Raw genomic sequence first — 16213 nt, forward strand, 5'->3', positions numbered from 1 at the left:
GATACCGCGTGTCTTCTTGTAGGACTACCCGGTAGACGGCGGTAGATGGACCGGGACATCATCCGTGGGTTTCTCTCCATTCTTGGCGGCCGCGTCGGTCGAATGGTGCTCTCGATCCTGGTGACGCCCGTTCTCGTCCGCGTCCTCGGCAGCCGAGGCTACGGCGACTACGCGCTCGCGATGTCCACGATGACGCTGCTCATGATCGTCGTCAACGCCGGCATCTTCGACGGTGTGCGCAAGTACATCGCTGAGGCACGATCGTTCCCCGACTGGGAGGACCTGGTCTTCGGGTTCTATGCCCGGATCGCGGTGCTGCTCGTGAGCGTCGTCGTGCTCGCGCTTCTCGGACTCACCGCCACCGGACTGATCGGCCGTGTTTTCGGCCAGCGTTTCGGGACGTACTTCTACGTCGTCGCCGCACTGCTCGTCGGCAACCAGTTCTACGAGCTGGTCCGCGGCGCCCTAATGGGGTTCGGCCAGGAGCACTACTCCGAGCCCCTCGTCGTTCTCAACAAACTGCTGTTCTGTATCGTCGGCGTCGGGCTCGCCTACGTCGGCTACGGCGTCGAGGGCGTGCTCGTCGGCCACCTCGTCGCGACAGTCGTCGTGACGGTCGTCGGGCTCGTCTTCCTTCGACGCCACCTCTCTCTCTCGTTCGCGACCCGAGCGGTACCATCGGAGTTCCCGCGCCGGGAGTTGTTCTCGTTCAACGCGTTCAGCGTCGTCCTGATCTTCCTGACCATGTCGCTCTACCACGTTGATATCCTCCTCCTCCAGCCGCTCTCGGGGAGCGAACAGACCGGTCAGTATAAGGCCGCCCTCGTCATCGCCGAGTTTCTCTGGTTCGTCCCGATGGCGATCCAACTCGTGCTCCTCCAGGCGACCTCGGAGCTGTGGGCGAACGAGGACGTCGACCGAATCACCCATATTGCCGCTCGGGCGACGCGCTATACGCTCCTGTTGACCGTCCTGCTGGCGTTAGGGCTGGCTGCGCTCGCGGATCCCTTTGTGCCACTGTACTTCGGCTCCGAGTTTGCCGCCGCGATCGATCCGTTGCTTCTCCTGTTGCCTGGCGTGATCGGCTTCGCGCTTGCTCGGCCGATCTACGCCATCGGCCAGGGGAAGGGCGACCTGCGGATCCTTATCCTAGCGACGGGCGTTGCCGCGCTCCTCAACGTGGTGTTGAACCTGCTGCTCATCCCCCGATTCGGGATGTACGGCGCGGCGGTCGCGACGAGCATCGGCTACGGTTCGATGGCCGGGCTGCACGTCTGGAGCGCCCGCCGGATCGGCTTCGACCCGATCGCGGACCTCCGGTTCGGCCGGATCGCCGTGACCGCGGTCGGCGCGGCACCCGTGATCCTCGGCGGCGCGTATCTCATCCCGTGGCCGCTTCTCGCGCTGGCCGTCGTGCCGCCGATCGGCTTTGCGGTCTACGCTGGCTTGGCCGTCCGAACCGGCGCGGTCGACGCCCTCGAGGTGCGGCGACTCCTCAACCGGCTGCCGGCACCGCTGGCTCGCCTGGATGGTTTCCTTTGATTCCGGCCCCGGTGGCGTGTCGTGTCCTGTTGCCCTTCCTGGGTCCATATCGGATTCGACGGCACTGAGGCGGAGCCGCAACGGGCACCGTTTCCTATCGTTTAATAGAATCGAGTGAGGATCGGCGAGCATCGCACCCCTGCTCCTCACATGGAATCACTAGAACGGGCGCTGAGGCCGTCGAAGTTCGAGTACGCTACGAGATCTGCAGCCATGGCTCTCAGTCTCCTGCTGATCTTCACGCTCCCGTGGCGCGGCGCCTTCCAGCTTGGCGCGGTCGGCACCATCGGACGGGCGGTCGGAGCCGTCGTCGCTGCGGTCTGGGGCGTGAACGTGCTCGTCCGGGGGGAAGTGCGGATCCTCTCCCGGCTGCATCTCCTCCTCGGAGCGCTCGCCTGCTGGAGCGCGCTCAGCTACGTCTGGTCGATCGCGCCTGGCCTCACTCTGGGGACGACGCTTCGCTACGTGCTGATTCTCGGCATTCTCGTCGTCATCTGGGACTTATACCGACGCGACGTTGCGATCGAATACGCGTTCTTCGCGTACGTCATCGGCGCGTACGTGCTCGTCGGTGCCGTTTTCATCGACCTCCTGGTCGATTCGATCGGCCAGACGAGCCGGTATACGGCCTTCGATCTCAACCCGAACATCATCGCCCGAATGCTCGCTCTCGGCACCCCGCTCGCGGGTTATCTCCTGATCCGATCCACCGATTCGTTGCTCTCGAGTCGGGCCGTCCGTGCGATTAACCTCCTCTACTTCGTGCTGTCGGGCGTCGCGATCATGCTGACGGTCGCCCGGCAGGGAATGATCGCCTATGGGATCGCGCTCGCGTTCCTCGCGTTCCTGTGTTATCAGGAGTACCTCAGGAACGCCGACGTCTCCCTGCCGTTCGATCGAACGGTGCTGGCCGCCGGTGGCGTAGTGCTGCTCGCCGTGCTCGTCGGCGCAGCCACACTGATCCTCGTCGCGACGAACCTCCTCACGCGATTGCTGCTGACGCCGATGGAGGTCGCATCAGGCGACTTCGGCGGGCGCGCTCCGATCTGGGAAGCCGGGATGACGGTCTTCCGACAACGACCGATGCTCGGCCACGGGAGCGGGACGTTCATGCCGGCGGTCGAACCCTTCTTCGCGGAGGGAGAGGTCCCCATCGCGGCGCACAACGCGTTCATCCAGCTCGGGGTTGAGCTCGGCCTCGTTGGCATCGCCATCTACATCGCCATTCTCGTCGTCGCCGCCGTCGCCATCTATCGGCAACACACTCGTTACCGTGCGCTCTGGGTGAGTCTGTTCGCGATTCTGTTCGTCTTTATCTTGATCGAGGGGATCGTCGCCAATGTCGTCAAGTATCTCGTCTTCACCTTCGCTCTGGCCACCGCACAGTCCGAACGAAACCGGAAGCTCCAGCTGGGCGAGTAGCCTCCGTAGCGCGCCGCCGACCGCGACCTGGACTCGAATCGTGAACGCAGGCGGTCGGTCGTGTCCGTGTTTAACGATCGGAGTAAAAACCCAGTCACGTGCCGCTCTCGCTCACACCGTGTCGTCTCAGCGGCTCGGTTCAGCCCAGCAGGCTCCGATAGATCTCCTTCCACTGGTCGGCGATCTTCTCCAGGTCGAATCGGTTCTCGATCACCCGTCTGCCCCGTCGGCCCATTCGGTTCCGCTCCGCCGGCTTCGTCGCTCGTAGTCGGTCCATCGCCGCGGCCAGCGCCGCCGGATCGCGTGCCTCACAGAGATGACCTGTTTCCCCGTCAACAACGATCTCCTCGGGACCGCCGCATCGCGTGGCGACGACCGGTAATTCGCACGCCATTGCCTCCGCAACGACGAGACCGAACCCCTCCCAGTGTGACGAGAGGACGAACCCGTCCGCGGCACTCATGTAACTCGGCACGTCGTTCGTGGTTCCCAACAGCGTGATCCGATCCGCCACCCCCTCCTGTTGGATCTCCCGCTCGACCTCCGGCTTCAGCTCTCCGTCACCGAGGATCCATAGCTCATTGTCCGGTGCCGAAAGCCGGCCGAACGCACGGATCATCGTCGGATAGTCCTTGGCGTTCGTGAACCGCCCGGCCGCCAGCCAGACGAACTTCTCGTCCGCACCGTGTCGGTCTCGTATCGCCGCCCGTCGCTCTGAATCCCTGTGGAACTCCTGGGTGTCGATCCCGTTGTAGACGACCATCGAGCTCCGCTCGCTGACGGCGTTGATGTCGATGTACCGCTGCCGGCTCGATTCGCTCACGAACGTCGTCAGATCGCTCAGGACGTCCGTCGCCCGATACATGCGTTCTCGTATCGTCACTTCCGGGAGGTCTCCGCCGCTCGTTTTTGGGAGGCCTCTGCCGTTCGTCTCATACGTGCTATGTACCGTCGATACCGACTCGGCGTTCGGCGAGAGCAGGGAAAGCAGCCGAGATAGTACGTTCGAGTGATACATATGCCCGTGAATGATGTCCGGTCGTTTCTCGAAGAGAAGGAAGAGCAGGCGAGGGAATTTATACAATAATTGATAATTTTTCTCGATGTTCAAGGACACGACGTCGACCTGACTATCCATGAGCTGCTCCCCCATCGCCCCTACTGGACGCAGACAGACGATCCGGATATCAACTCCTTTTTCCGCCAATCTCTCAGAGGAGACGCTGATCTGTTTCTCAGCGCCGCCGATACCCATTGAGGAGGTGAGACAGAGAACATCGATAGTATCCTCACTCATAGCTTCTTTTTTGGAGGATACCCATCCTCAACATAATTCTTCCGTTTTTTAGGAATTAGCATGATCGTTGTCTCGAACCGATTCGCTCCATCGGTTGCCGGCCGTCGAGGCCGACTCAGACGGCCCCTGCGATGCATATCGCGTCCGAATTCGTTGCCGGTCCTTACCCTATCGGACACCCACTGTGTTATCGACGTTTTGGATCCGTATTCCGAACCAGTTCGACAACGTCAGTCATCGCCATCCAGATCTGGTGGATCACGATCTTCACGTCCAGCCAGAACGACTGCCGTCTGATGTACTCGAGATCGTAGCGGAGCTTAGTCTCCGGGTCGGTGCTCGAAGCGTCGTGGATCTGTGCGAGGCCGGTCAATCCCGGCTTGACAAACCACCGCTTTCGCCACTCGACAGCTCGTTCCTCGAGCAAAGACTCCTCGTCTATCCAGACCGCTCGGGGGCCGACGACGCTCATATCACCGACGAGAATCGACCAGAGCTGGGGGAGCTCGTCGAGATGGGATTTCCGAAGCAGTCGGCCGACGCGGGTGATTCGGTCGTTGTCCTCGTCGTCGACCGGGCCGACTGATTCGCTCCCGGCGTACATCGTCCGGAACTTCAACACCTCGAAGGTGCTTCCCAGGTCCGCCGTGCGTTTCTGTCCATAGAAGACCGGTCCGGGACTGTCGAGTTTGATCGCGAGCGCGATCAGCCCGAGTAGTGGTGCGAACAACACCACCCCGGTAAGCGCGAACGTAACGTCGAACCCGCGCTTGAGCAGCCGATCCTGCCAGTCCCACGGTTCGAGATCGACCGTCACCAGTTCTCCGGCGGTTTCCTCCGAAAGCAGCACGCTGTCTGCGTGTTCGCGAAGCACTTCCGCCTCGACGCCGTGCTCGTGACAGGTCTCGAGGACGCCGAAGAACTCACCACGATCCGTCGTTCTGAACGTGAGGACGACGGTAGTGACGTCGTAGTCGGTAAGAACTTGCTCGAGACGGGACAGTCCTCCGAGCGGTTTGAGAGGTGGCAACAAGACCTCCGCGCCGCCGTCCAGCACCATCTCCGGACTCGGTGTCGCCGACTCCGAGTCGACGTTGATCGGCGGCGAGAGATAGCCGAGGATCGGCATTTTAAGCGCGTTCGCTGCACGGCTGATCTGGGCCGGATCGTCCCCGACGATGATTGCCTGTGGATTCCGTGTTCTGTACTCGCTTTTGACCATCACCAACCAGATTGGGAGGACCACGAGGAGAATCGCCGTCGTGATCGCGAGCGTCGCGCGCGGGAGTCGATACGTCCAGTTGAAATAGCCCAATGTCGCGAGCGCGAACATCGCAGTCAACACCCGCTTTTCGGTCAAGAAGATCAGATCGAGAATCCGCCGCGTCCGTAGCTTGTAGAGCGGCGTTAAACACAGAAAGACGGTGAGACTGCTGAGTCCGATCGCGAGGATGAGGTCGGAGGCCGTCAGTACCGTTACCGGTAGTCGCCGAGCGAGCGGGAGGTGTCTCGTAACGATTGCCTGCGTGAGGGGATGATTCGCGATGAGTACGGCGATAGTCGTACAAACTACCACCCCTCCAGCACTCAACACTCGAAGTACTATTCCTCTGACCATCAGTAATATATTTCTCCGATCTCGCAATAAATATCCCGGGCTTTATCTCGGTGGTTGCTACCCTCACGCATGGACCTCACCTAGTGGTTCTCTCTTGTAGTCGCCAGCTTCAACTTCATCGTAGCGCCGACAACCGTAGTTCGTCACCTTTTCATATCGTGTGAGAGACCATCCAATAATGAGGATCCTCGTTACGGGCGGTGCCGGTTTCATCGGCGGGCACATCGCTGAACGATTCACCGAGCGCGGGCACGACGTCACGGTTCTCGATAACTTCGAGCCGTACTACAACGTCGGCATCAAGGAGCACACCGTCGAGCGGTGTCGCGAACTCGCCGAGGCGGGCGAGGGAAGCTACGAGCTCGTCAATGACGACATCCGCGACGAAGACTTGGTCATGGACCTCGTTGAGGATGTCGACTACGTCTACCATCAGGCCGCCCAGGCGGGCGTGCGCACGAGCGTCGACAACCCGCGGAAGGTCACCGAGATCAACGTCGGCGGCACGCTCAACGTGCTCGAGGCCGCCCGGATGAGCGATATCGAACGGGTGGTCGTCGCGAGCTCCTCGTCGGTCTACGGCAAGCCCGAGTACCTCCCCTACGACGAGGACCACCCCACCACGCCGGTGAGCCCCTACGGCGCTTCGAAGCTCGCGACCGAGCAGTACGCCCGCGTCTACAGCGAGGTGTACGGCCTGCCCACCGTTTCGCTTCGCTATTTCACCGTCTACGGGCCGCGCATGCGCCCGAACATGGCGATTTCGAACTTCGTCTCGCGGTGTCTCCACGACGAACCGCCGGTCATCTACGGTGACGGTTCCCAGACGCGCGATTTCACCTACGTCGACGACATCCTCTGGGTAAACGAGCAGCTTTTGGAGACGGACGTCGCCGACGGCGAGATCGTGAACGTCGGCAGTACGGACAACATCGACATCAAGACGCTGGCCGAGGAGGTCCGCGACCAGCTCGCACCCGAACTCGAACTCGAGTACGGCGAGCGGAACGACGCCGACGCCGAGCACACTCACGCCGACATCACGAAGGCGAACGAACTCCTCGGCTACGAGCCGACGACGACGATCCGCGAGGGTGTCGGCGAGTTCATCGACTGGTACCGCGCCAACGAGGAGTGGTACGATCCGCTGGTCCGCGATTCGTAGTCCGGCTGGTCCGTTCGTAGAGAACGCGCTCTTGCTCGAGTGGTGTCGGGAAACGATGAGTTCGAGGACGACAATCCGGTCGATCCTGACGAGCACGGAGCTGACCAGTTGATTCTCGTCGAGTAGTGAGGGGACCGAACGGGATGTAGGCGTGGACGATTCTCGGCTTCCTCGATATAGGCGCCGTTGATCCCGTCGATTCTCGAATTTACTCGTCCTTTCCGTTTTCAATCGCTGTCGTCCGCCTTTACGCGCTCTCCAGCTTTTCGTTGAATGTGATCGGAGAGACACGGACCTCGTAGCGTTCTCCGTGGCGCGGGTGGACGGTAAGCGTGTATTCCTCGGTCTGTCGGACACACCGATTTCCCGGTCGATAACCCAGCGAACTTCGATGGCCAGCTTCTCCTCACCGATCTCGACCTCAACGAGAACGATGACCTAGTCGCAAGCGAGCGGCTCACGGGCAAACTGAAGAGCAATCCCACGCAGAACATCAACGAGACGTTCGAACATCTCGTCCTGGGACTCCGGAGGAGACCCTGGGCATCCTCCAGCCCCACAGTGCCTCCCAGAGATTGAGTCTTTCAGAGCAGCCCGTGTTCAGTAGTATCGATTACCACAGAGTATATCACGGAGAATCGTGATGGTATGAGCACAATGTGTGCACAACTCACTGCCGAAGATGAAGGAAAAGACGTCGTAAACTCCGACGGCGAGAAGATCGGCGTCGTCCAAACGATTCAAGCAGGAACGGCACATGTACATCCAGACCCTGGGCTCACTGATGAGGTAAAATCAACACTGGGATGGGGGGATGCAGATGAAGACACCTATGCTCTTGATGGTCACCAGATCGAAGCTATAACCGATACTGAAATCCAGGTTCAACGATAACCAGCAGATAGTGCCACGCACCAGTCGAACGAGGAGAAAGCAAATCTGCCTATCTGATCCATTGCCCCAATTTTTGTACAATATCCTTCTCGTCTGAGAACTGAGCTACAGGGATGTTCTACATCGGCTGGTTGTACACCTGCAGAGATTACGGCGAAATTCAGTCGCCGACCACTTCCAGGCGTTACCCGGAGTCAGGTCGTTCTCACCAATGGATGCTGACAGACGAGCGTAGTTATAAACCTAGATCGGTGAACCATACTCATCAGCGATCATTGCGATCGTTGCACTAGCATAGAGAAGCGTAACGACCAACCCGAGTCCTACATCGACCAGCAGACTGATTGGTCCAATAGCCAACCACGCAAGCCCGATCAGTGAGATACTGACACCGGTAATAGCCCCATAGACCACTATCCATTTCTGCATTCTACCGTCTCTCTGCCCTGTGCTCTCCTTATCCTGTAGATACGAAATTACCTGATCGATCTCTGGTGTCTGCTTCACAGTCCCGTGGCTCCGATCATAGCTAACGAGTCCGTATTCAACCAGTTTCGGTAGGTGAGACTGATAGAGAGCAATATAGACGCGCTGGCGCTGCTCAGACTGAATGTCGTCGACGGCGATACCCTGCTCCCAAGCAGCAATCTGTTCTGCCATCTCACCCATTTCTACCGTACCATTAGTCTCTAGAAGCATCTGAAGGGCTTGGCGCCGACGGCTATTTTGGAGGAGATAGAAAATCTCATCCTTTGAGAGAGAGCCGTTATTACTCTCATCCCTGCCTATATCTCGTTTCATCTGCTTCTTTCGTGTTGTTTCACCTGTCTCGAGATACACCTAGACTTGGTCTCTGGACCCAATGGAAGTTAATACTCTTTCGTCAAATAGATCCGGCATTGTTCTTGCTACTCATATCATTTTTAACACATGGTAACTGTATGGTGTCAGATGGATGGCTTCATAGTCCGGGTAGACTACTTGTTGGTGGTCCGGTAGATGCTACCCAGTACTCATACCGAAGACCGAGCGCCAACAAGGTAGGGTGAGCCGTTCTTCTCACAGCAGGTAGTCCGGGGATTTCAAACACCAGGATGTGATGGCGCTCTCTGATTTGTGCCCGTGGCGGGTCTGGGGCCTGTTCAGCACCTCCCGGTGACGCCACTGAAACACCGCTTGATGTGATCGAGTGACCCGAAGGTTTCGAGAACAAGGGCTGTTTCATCAAGCGAGAGCCCCATCAAGTGAAGCCGTACCGTGAGCGCTCTGAGCGCCCATGGTACTCTCCTCATCCCAGCACTCAAGCGGTGAGGGCTCGAAGAAAACGGTAAGCGGTTCGTGGGTTTACCTGCACACCACAACCAAGAACTACTCGCTCTTTACTTAGACACTGTCTTTGGCGGCTACTTATTCGAAGTCTGGGGTTCGGCAAAATGAGCGAACCCGTCGCGAAGGGTCATTACCTCGATCCCCCGCTCGTCTACCCACTCAAGCGTCTCCCGGATCAGCTCCTGTGTTACCTCGTCTTTGACCGTGTGCGCTCCGAATACTCCGAATGCTCCCCGGTCGGCGATTTCGTCTAAATCCGATTCTACAGCCGAACGATTGGCGTTCTCAATGAAGTAGTACCGTTGTGTCTCGAATGGGTTGAACCCTTCAGAGTTGATCCGCGTCTCGTAGTTCGCGTTCGCTACGCCGATGTAATACTCGGGTACGAATTCCATCGACCATTCATTAAATCGATCGTACGGTGCAAGCAGTGTATTCACCTCGAATCCGTACTTCTCGAGTTTGCGTTTAGACTCGAACAGCGTCTTGTGCATAGTCTCCCGGGGATACCGGATCACGGTCTCACCGGCTTTGAACGGCTTGCCGACCGCCTCAGTAAGAACGACATGCGGATCTTCGGTCTCACCACCGAGACCTTCAACCGTTCGGATTACCGAATGGTCCCCGTCCGTAAGTTCGACCTTCTTTCCCTCGTGATGGCCATGGCGAATCTCTGTCGGGTCGATCTCTCTGTCGTCGGCTTCGATATCTTCCTGAATTTTGAATGATGCAATCGGCAGATGGTCGGTTGTATGAGAAGAGATCTCCCAGCCAGCGTCCACAAGCTTCTCTAAATGTCTGATCCCCATGTAGTTCTCGCGGCCAACCCAACTCGAGGTGATTCCGACCGTTGCAGGCGCCTTGAACTGCTGATGAACGGGAAATGCCTTCGTATAGTCCTCAATCGGACCGTCATCATACACAAAAGTGACTGCCCCATTTTCTGGGGGACTGAGGCGCTCATTCGTCTGCTCTTCGGTCTCGTTCTCCCGCTCTGTCTCGTTCTCTGTTTCGTCTTCGGGATCATCTCCAGTGTCGTTCTTCTCCGTGTCGTTGGAGTCTACCGTGTCGCTGGGGTCGAGGTTGCTGGCCTGGTCAAGGCAGCCAGTGAGAGAGAGCCCTCCGATCATTCCAAGCGTTCGAAGTGCCTGCCGACGCGTTGGTCTCGATCGGTTAGAATCTTTATTTTGACATGAATTACGGCTATGTTGGCGCGTCATATTATTCTAATCATGCAGTAATTATTATACCATCATGTCTTTGTTTTGGTTTATTGATAATCAACTATTGTTGTGATTACTAGTCAGTGGATCATTACTTCCTCGGCAGGAGTGCGGTGTTCAAGTGCTTGATTCGGTCGTCGCGTGTTGTAGTAATGGACAAAGGCAGTGAGCTAGCGTTGTACCCTGACCCACCCGCCCATCCAGGTTTGATGAAACCGATCGATCCGCATCGCAAGCGTTTGCAACCACTTCCCGATGAGACTCCGATCACCGTGGTTCAAGTGATCGTGGAGATCGCACCGCGCCAAAGCGGTCAGGTAGCCTATGCCATCGACGGGAAACGCGTCTCAGAGAAGTCATGGTTCTCGACCAGTCGGCCGAGAAATGCGGCGGCTGGATCCGTTCCACATCGGTTGGAGATACGAACGCCAAGCACCAGTTTCGTCTCAATCTCGATCGTGGCGTACAGCCATTGCTGTTCAGTCCCGATCGTTACAGCGGTTTCGTCGACGGTGACCCACAGCTGGTGTGCCCGCAGCGGGTCTGGGGTCTGTTCAGCACCCCTCGGTGACGCTATTGGGACACCGCTTGATATGAGTGACTACCGCCGAACTGCTCAGGAACGGCAGCTGTCTTTTGAGGCGAGATACCTGTCGAATGAAGTCACACGGCGAGCACCCACAGAGTACTCGCAGTGCTCTCATCGTTCCAGTACTCAAGTGGTGAGGACTCCAGGGAGACTGTAAGCGGTTCTTAAGTTTAGGGAATAACCGACTCCAAGATCTGCTCGCTCTTTGCCTAGACCCTCCGATGAAAGTACGGTGTATGATGTATATAATAACAATAGATAATGTTTTCCACTTGCAAACTCAGAGTGGAGCGTGAGGAACACATGACACCATCCACGGATCCTGTGAGTCAGATATTCACTGTTCTTCGACATCGAGCTCGACGACGGATACTTCTCACACTGAATCGCCAATCAGAGTCCGACGAAATGGAGTTCAGGCCGGCGGACTTCGTGTCGAACAACGCGGAGCAAGAGCGATTTCACCGTGAACTCTATCAGGTGCATTTTCCCAAACTGGAAGACAGCGGCTTCATTGATTGGGATCGCGACCGAGATCGCATCACCCGCGGGCCACGTTTCGAAGAATTGTACCCGTTTCTCGATTTGTTAGAGGACGCTGACGAAGTTTGATCTGCTATCCGCGAGATGAAATCGCAATATGTGAAGCGGGTTTCCAACAGCGCCTCCGAGGGGATTCCTGTCTGTCTCTCTCGGAGCTCAACTGCGATCCGACGACGCCTGATCGGGCTCCGTAACGAGCACTACCTGCTCGCTTCGCGCATTGCGCTTACCGATCCGGTCTCCATTTTCGTCAAGTGTGATCTCATGATACCCCTTGCTAATCGCCCGACCGTCTCCATCAAGGACGTACCAATACGCCCCAAGACGTCCGATCGATGTCTCATCCGGTAAGGTTGAGGTACTGTGCCAATTCACGTCTTCCCGTTCAGCCGGCTGCACCTCGACGACCGTGGGCTGGTTGGAGTCCGTCTGTTGCTTCATATGCCTTCCTATATGAGAATACATGACACTATAAATATTACTGTCAATCAGTATCCTCTAAAATAAGAACAGCTCCTGGAGGGAATTTCAGTGAATCACGTCGTTACGGAAGATCGATGACAAGACGAGAGCAGATTCGTTCGGGCAACTAGCAGGCCTCATCGAAGGTGCTCGCGACTGCCTCGGAACGAATTCGGTACTTGAGCGAACTCTGCAGTCCGGCCCTGGAAATCCGTCCTACACTCCGTTCTTGAGTCCGGTGACGTCCTAGATCGCGGTTGGGAGCACCGATCCTGAGCCGAACTAGTGCTCTTCACTACAGCGATACGAGAGGGGATCCATCGACTCCAGAAGACGATAGTTTTGTAACCGGTGCACTGAAATGGCGAGTAGATGCCGACTCACCGCCGCCGGCGGTTCATCAACGGGCAGACCGCCTGGATGCTCGCCTCAGTCATCGGTCTCGTCCTCCTCGATGCGCTGTCGTTAGAGCTCTTCTTCGTGCTCTCGCTGATCGGGTTTCTCGTCATCACCGAACTGACGGCGCCGTTCAACGTGACCCCGGAGTGGCGCAAGCGTCTCAAGTGGTTGATCGCCGCCGGACTCGTGGTCTTCGGCGCGATCGTCGTTCGACGGATCCTTGAGATCCTTCCCTCGGGTGTGATCTGAATGCGGGCGCTTCGAGATCTGTCATACCCCCGTCTCCTGTTGTACGCCCTCGCCATCGTCCTCGGAATCGGACTCATCGTCGGCGCGAGCACGTCGGGGGCGGCGTTCGGCACGTACACCCACTCCTGGGAGGGGACGTCGGAGCTTCGCTCCGAGGCACAGACCGCGGGCGCCGAGACGATCGTCGCGACCGACACCACCGAGTACGAGGAGACGCCGGCCGAGGGGACGGTCGCCGTCGCCGTCGCCGCGGACGAACAGTACGGACCCGAGGACCGCGCTCGGCTCGATGAGTTCGTCAGAAGCGGCGGGACCCTCGTCATCGCCGACGACGTCGGAGAGACGAACCAGCTGCTCCAGGAGATAGGCGCGAGCACACGCATCGTTGGCGACCCGTTGCGCGACGAACGCGAGTACCACCGCTCGCCGGCGCTTCCGGTCGCGACCCAGACCGCCGACCACCCCTACGTGAGCGAGAGCGACTCGTTCACGCTGAACTACGGGACGGCGCTCGCGCCCAACGGCGCGGACGTACTGATCCAGACCTCGGAGTACGCCTATCTCGACGCCAACCGCAACCAGCGGTTCGACGAAGGTGAGACCCTCGGCGCCCGCCCGGTGATGACGACCGAGGAGATCGGCGAGGGTGAGGTCGTCGTGATCAGCGACTCGAGTTCGCTGATCAACGTCATGCTCGAGCGCCCCGGCAATCGCGCGTTCGTCCAGCAGCTCTTCGCCGCCCACGACCGCGTGCTCATCGACCAGTCACAGGCGACCGACCTCCCGCCGCTGGCGCTTTCGCTGTTGGCGCTTCGTGACTCCGCGATCCTCCAGCTGCTGTTCGTGAGCGGGCTCGTCGGCAGTGTGGCGCTGCTCGATCGTCGGCCGGGCTGGCTGCGGGGAGTTCGTGCCCGGCTGGGTCGCCCGACCGAGGTCGAGCGAACGGAGGTGACGTTCCAGCCCGACGAACTCCGCGCGCTCCTCGAGGCCCAACACCCCGACTGGGACGCGAATCGGCGCGAACGAGTGATGAAAGTAGTTATGAACCAGCGTAAAAAAGGTGGGAAGGATGACTGATCCGGCCACGCTCTATGATACCCTTCGTGAAGAGATGCAGACGGTTCTCATCGGCAACGACCCGATCATCGAGAAGTTCACCGTCGCGCTGCTCTCGGAGGGCCACGTCCTCCTCGAAGGGGTACCCGGCGTCGCGAAGACGACGATGGCGAACCTGTTCGCGCGAGCCTCCGGGCTCGAGTACGGCCGGATCCAGATGACGCCCGACGTGCTCCCGGCCGACGTGACGGGGACGCACATCTATCACGAGCAGTCGGGCGAGTTCTCGCTTCAGCGCGGCCCGGTCTTCAAGAACGTCGTCGTGGCCGACGAGATCAACCGCGCCACGCCGAAGACCCAGAGCGCGCTACTGGAGGCGATGCAGGAGCGAACCGTCACGATCGAGGGCGAGACGCTTTCCCTCCCGGAGCCGTTCATCGTGCTCGCGACGCAGAACCCGATCGAGATGGAGGGGACCTTCGAGCTGCCGGAGGCCCAGCGCGATCGCTTCCTGTTCAAGCTCACCGTCGACCTCCCCGATCGAGCCGAGGAGTCTCAGTTACTCGACCGGTTCAACACGACGCCGGATCTCGGCCCCGGGACGATCAGACAGGTCGTCGAACCCACCGAAATCATCGAGGCGCGCGAGACCGCCGCGAACGTTCACGTGGACGACCGCGTGAAGGACTACATTCTCGACATCGTGGCAGCGACGCGTGACCACGACGACATCGCTCACGGCACCTCCCCGCGGGCCTCGCTCGCGCTTCTGGACGCCACGAAGGCGCGCGCGGCGATCCACGGCCGCGACTACGTGATCCCCGACGATGTTAAGGCGCTCGTCCGCCCGACGTTCGCCCACCGACTCGTGATGTCGACCGAGGCGGAGCTGGGCGGCGTGACGGCGGCGGAGGCCCTCGATGAGATCATGACGACCGTCCAGCCGCCGGGCAGCGACCCCGAGGCCGAACAGGAGGGCGTCGTCTCGAACGCCGCCTCGGACACCGCCTCGGACGGGGTCCGTCGGAAATTTAGGTGACATCCTCCCCGCCCTAAAGGGCGGGGCTTCCTGTTTCGATGACGCGCTTTCCAGGAACCGAATCGGTTCCCGTAGGGAGCGCAGTCTCCGCAGGCGTTACTTCGGGACAGCCCGTCCCTACCTTCGTGAGTCCGCAAGAAAGAATGTTCAGCGCCGCGTTCGCGTCTCTGTCCACTTCAAACCCGCACGACGGACACGAGTGTTCCCGAACCCAGAGCGGCTTCTTGGTTTCGACGCCGCACGCTGAACACTCCTTGGTCGTTCCTGCCGGATCGACGGCGACGAAGTGCGTTCCTTCGCGGTCGCACTTGTATTCGAGCATCCGGAGGAACGTTCCCCACGACGCCGACGCCCGGTTTCGGCTGTTCGAGGGGAGTTCCATCAGACTCTTTGCGTCCAAGTCTTCAGCCGCTACGAGGTCGTATTCACGAGCGTAGTAGTTCGAGAGTTTGTGTAGGAAATCCCGCCGCTTTCGCTTCAGGTCGGCGTGCCGCCGGGCCACAACGCGCTGTTGCTTTCGGTAGTTCGCCGACCCGTGATCCTTTCGCGAGAGTTTCCGTTGCTCGCGTTCAAGTCGCTCGCGTTCATCGGACAGGTCGAGCGACCCGACGGCGGTTCCGTCGCTGTCGTGAGCGTACTTCAGGATACCCACGTCGATCCCGACGCACCGCTCGGGATTCTCGGGCTTCGGTGGCGCGTCGTTCTCGGTTTCGATCCCGAGGACAGCGAACCACTCGCCAGTCGGTTCTTTCTTGACCGTGACCTGCTTGACCGTCGTACCGTCGGGAAGCTCGCGGTGGAGCCGCACGGGTATTTCTCCGATCTTTGAGAGTCGTAGGACAGTGCGGCCACTCGTGTTCTTGAGTTCGAAGCCGGACTGTCGGTACGTGAACGATCGGTACTCGTGCGGTGCTTTCCACTTGAGCGAGCCCACCTTTCGACCGTTCTCCTTCGCGTCTTTGAGCCGTGAGAGGTTGTCGTACAACCGCTCAACGACGTTCTGAAGGGTTCGGGAGTAGAGGTCGGACAGATCGGACCACCACTTCTTGATCGACGGGAGTTCGTTGATCTCGCCGTACTTCGTCGTCCCGTCAACGTGGTTGAGGCGGTGAAGGAAGTGATTGTACACTTGCCGGTACAGGTCGCGATGCCGGTCTAACGTCTCACGGAGAGCGTCGGACGGATTGAGCCTGTACCGGTAGTTGTAGCGCATGGTCTACTCGTCTGAATCGGCGTTGGGTTGGGAGACTCGGACGACCTTCACGTCTGCTCCGATCCATCGCTTCGGGACGAGAACGTGCGCGCCGTTGCCGACCGGGCGAACGTCTCGGTCGAGGACTTCGTAGCCCTCGATTTCGTGCCGATCCATTAACTGTGTATATACTG

General features: G+C 59.1%; 14 protein-coding genes and 1 pseudogene. 8 read left to right on the forward strand and 7 right to left on the reverse strand.

Annotated features, from left to right (window positions below):
• Positions 1-45: 45 nt before the first annotated feature.
• Both V0Z78_RS03630 and V0Z78_RS03635 read left to right on the forward strand, forming a co-directional pair.
• A complete protein-coding gene (locus V0Z78_RS03630) occupies positions 46-1542 on the forward strand; it encodes an oligosaccharide flippase family protein (RefSeq protein ID WP_336343261.1) in 1497 nt (498 codons plus the stop codon).
• Positions 1543-1755: 213 nt separating this feature from the next.
• Positions 1756-2964 carry an O-antigen ligase family protein gene (locus tag V0Z78_RS03635; RefSeq protein WP_336343262.1) on the forward strand — a complete coding sequence of 403 codons (1209 nt, stop codon included), beginning with the start codon at positions 1756-1758 and terminating at the stop codon, positions 2962-2964.
• A gap of 139 nt (positions 2965-3103) precedes the next feature.
• Here the strand turns inward: V0Z78_RS03635 and V0Z78_RS03640 are convergent, their stop codons facing one another.
• Together V0Z78_RS03640 and V0Z78_RS03645 are read right to left on the reverse strand one after the other, a co-directional pair.
• Positions 3104-4261: a glycosyltransferase gene (locus V0Z78_RS03640; RefSeq protein WP_336343263.1), complete on the reverse strand. Its 1158-nt coding sequence runs from the start codon at positions 4259-4261 to the stop codon at positions 3104-3106.
• A gap of 187 nt (positions 4262-4448) precedes the next feature.
• Entirely contained in the window at positions 4449-5594 is a 1146-nt protein-coding gene (locus V0Z78_RS03645) for a sugar transferase (RefSeq protein ID WP_336343264.1), read from the reverse strand.
• A 463-nt stretch (positions 5595-6057) separates the two neighbouring features.
• Here V0Z78_RS03645 and V0Z78_RS03650 point away from each other — a divergent pair, with 463 nt between their 5' ends.
• On the forward strand, positions 6058-7044 hold the full coding sequence (locus V0Z78_RS03650) for an SDR family NAD(P)-dependent oxidoreductase (RefSeq protein WP_336343265.1): 987 nt from the start codon (positions 6058-6060) through the stop codon (positions 7042-7044).
• A 657-nt stretch (positions 7045-7701) separates the two neighbouring features.
• A complete protein-coding gene (locus V0Z78_RS03655) occupies positions 7702-7938 on the forward strand; it encodes a PRC-barrel domain containing protein (protein WP_336343266.1) in 237 nt (78 codons plus the stop codon).
• A 243-nt stretch (positions 7939-8181) separates the two neighbouring features.
• Here the strand turns inward: V0Z78_RS03655 and V0Z78_RS03660 are convergent, their stop codons facing one another.
• The 3 genes and pseudogenes from V0Z78_RS03660 to V0Z78_RS03670 all read right to left on the reverse strand — a co-directional run bounded on the left by V0Z78_RS03660 (position 8182) and on the right by V0Z78_RS03670 (position 11225).
• Positions 8182-8778, reverse strand: a complete 597-nt coding sequence (locus V0Z78_RS03660; RefSeq protein ID WP_336343267.1) for a DUF7344 domain-containing protein — start codon at positions 8776-8778, stop codon at positions 8182-8184.
• 563 nt (positions 8779-9341) lie between these two features.
• On the reverse strand, positions 9342-10397 hold the full coding sequence (locus V0Z78_RS03665) for a polysaccharide deacetylase family protein (protein ID WP_336343268.1): 1056 nt from the start codon (positions 10395-10397) through the stop codon (positions 9342-9344).
• A 173-nt stretch (positions 10398-10570) separates the two neighbouring features.
• Positions 10571-11225: pseudogene (locus tag V0Z78_RS03670) on the reverse strand (IS6 family transposase).
• A gap of 157 nt (positions 11226-11382) precedes the next feature.
• Here V0Z78_RS03670 and V0Z78_RS03675 point away from each other — a divergent pair.
• The 4 genes from V0Z78_RS03675 to V0Z78_RS03690 all read left to right on the forward strand — a co-directional run bounded on the left by V0Z78_RS03675 (position 11383) and on the right by V0Z78_RS03690 (position 14827).
• Positions 11383-11691: a DUF7344 domain-containing protein gene (locus V0Z78_RS03675; RefSeq protein ID WP_457852001.1), complete on the forward strand. Its 309-nt coding sequence runs from the start codon at positions 11383-11385 to the stop codon at positions 11689-11691.
• A 765-nt stretch (positions 11692-12456) separates the two neighbouring features.
• Complete coding sequence (locus V0Z78_RS03680; RefSeq protein ID WP_336343270.1) at positions 12457-12732, forward strand: hypothetical protein; 276 nt, start codon at positions 12457-12459, stop codon at positions 12730-12732.
• On the forward strand, positions 12733-13809 hold the full coding sequence (locus V0Z78_RS03685) for a DUF4350 domain-containing protein (protein WP_336343271.1): 1077 nt from the start codon (positions 12733-12735) through the stop codon (positions 13807-13809).
• Positions 13802-14827 (forward strand): AAA family ATPase, encoded by a 1026-nt coding sequence (locus V0Z78_RS03690; RefSeq protein WP_336343272.1) that lies wholly within the window; start codon positions 13802-13804, stop codon positions 14825-14827. Before V0Z78_RS03685 ends, V0Z78_RS03690 begins: the two co-directional genes overlap by 8 nt.
• Positions 14828-14840: 13 nt before the next feature.
• Here V0Z78_RS03690 and V0Z78_RS03695 read toward each other — a convergent pair whose 3' ends face one another.
• Complete coding sequence (locus V0Z78_RS03695; RefSeq protein WP_336343273.1) at positions 14841-16040, reverse strand: RNA-guided endonuclease InsQ/TnpB family protein; 1200 nt, start codon at positions 16038-16040, stop codon at positions 14841-14843.
• Between the two features lie 3 nt (positions 16041-16043).
• Positions 16044-16196 (reverse strand): DUF2080 family transposase-associated protein, encoded by a 153-nt coding sequence (locus V0Z78_RS03700; RefSeq protein ID WP_336343274.1) that lies wholly within the window; start codon positions 16194-16196, stop codon positions 16044-16046.
• Positions 16197-16213: the final 17 nt, after the last annotated feature.

The organism is Halalkalicoccus sp. CG83 (assembly GCF_037081715.1).
Lineage (GTDB): Archaea > Halobacteriota > Halobacteria > Halobacteriales > Halalkalicoccaceae > Halalkalicoccus > Halalkalicoccus ordinarius.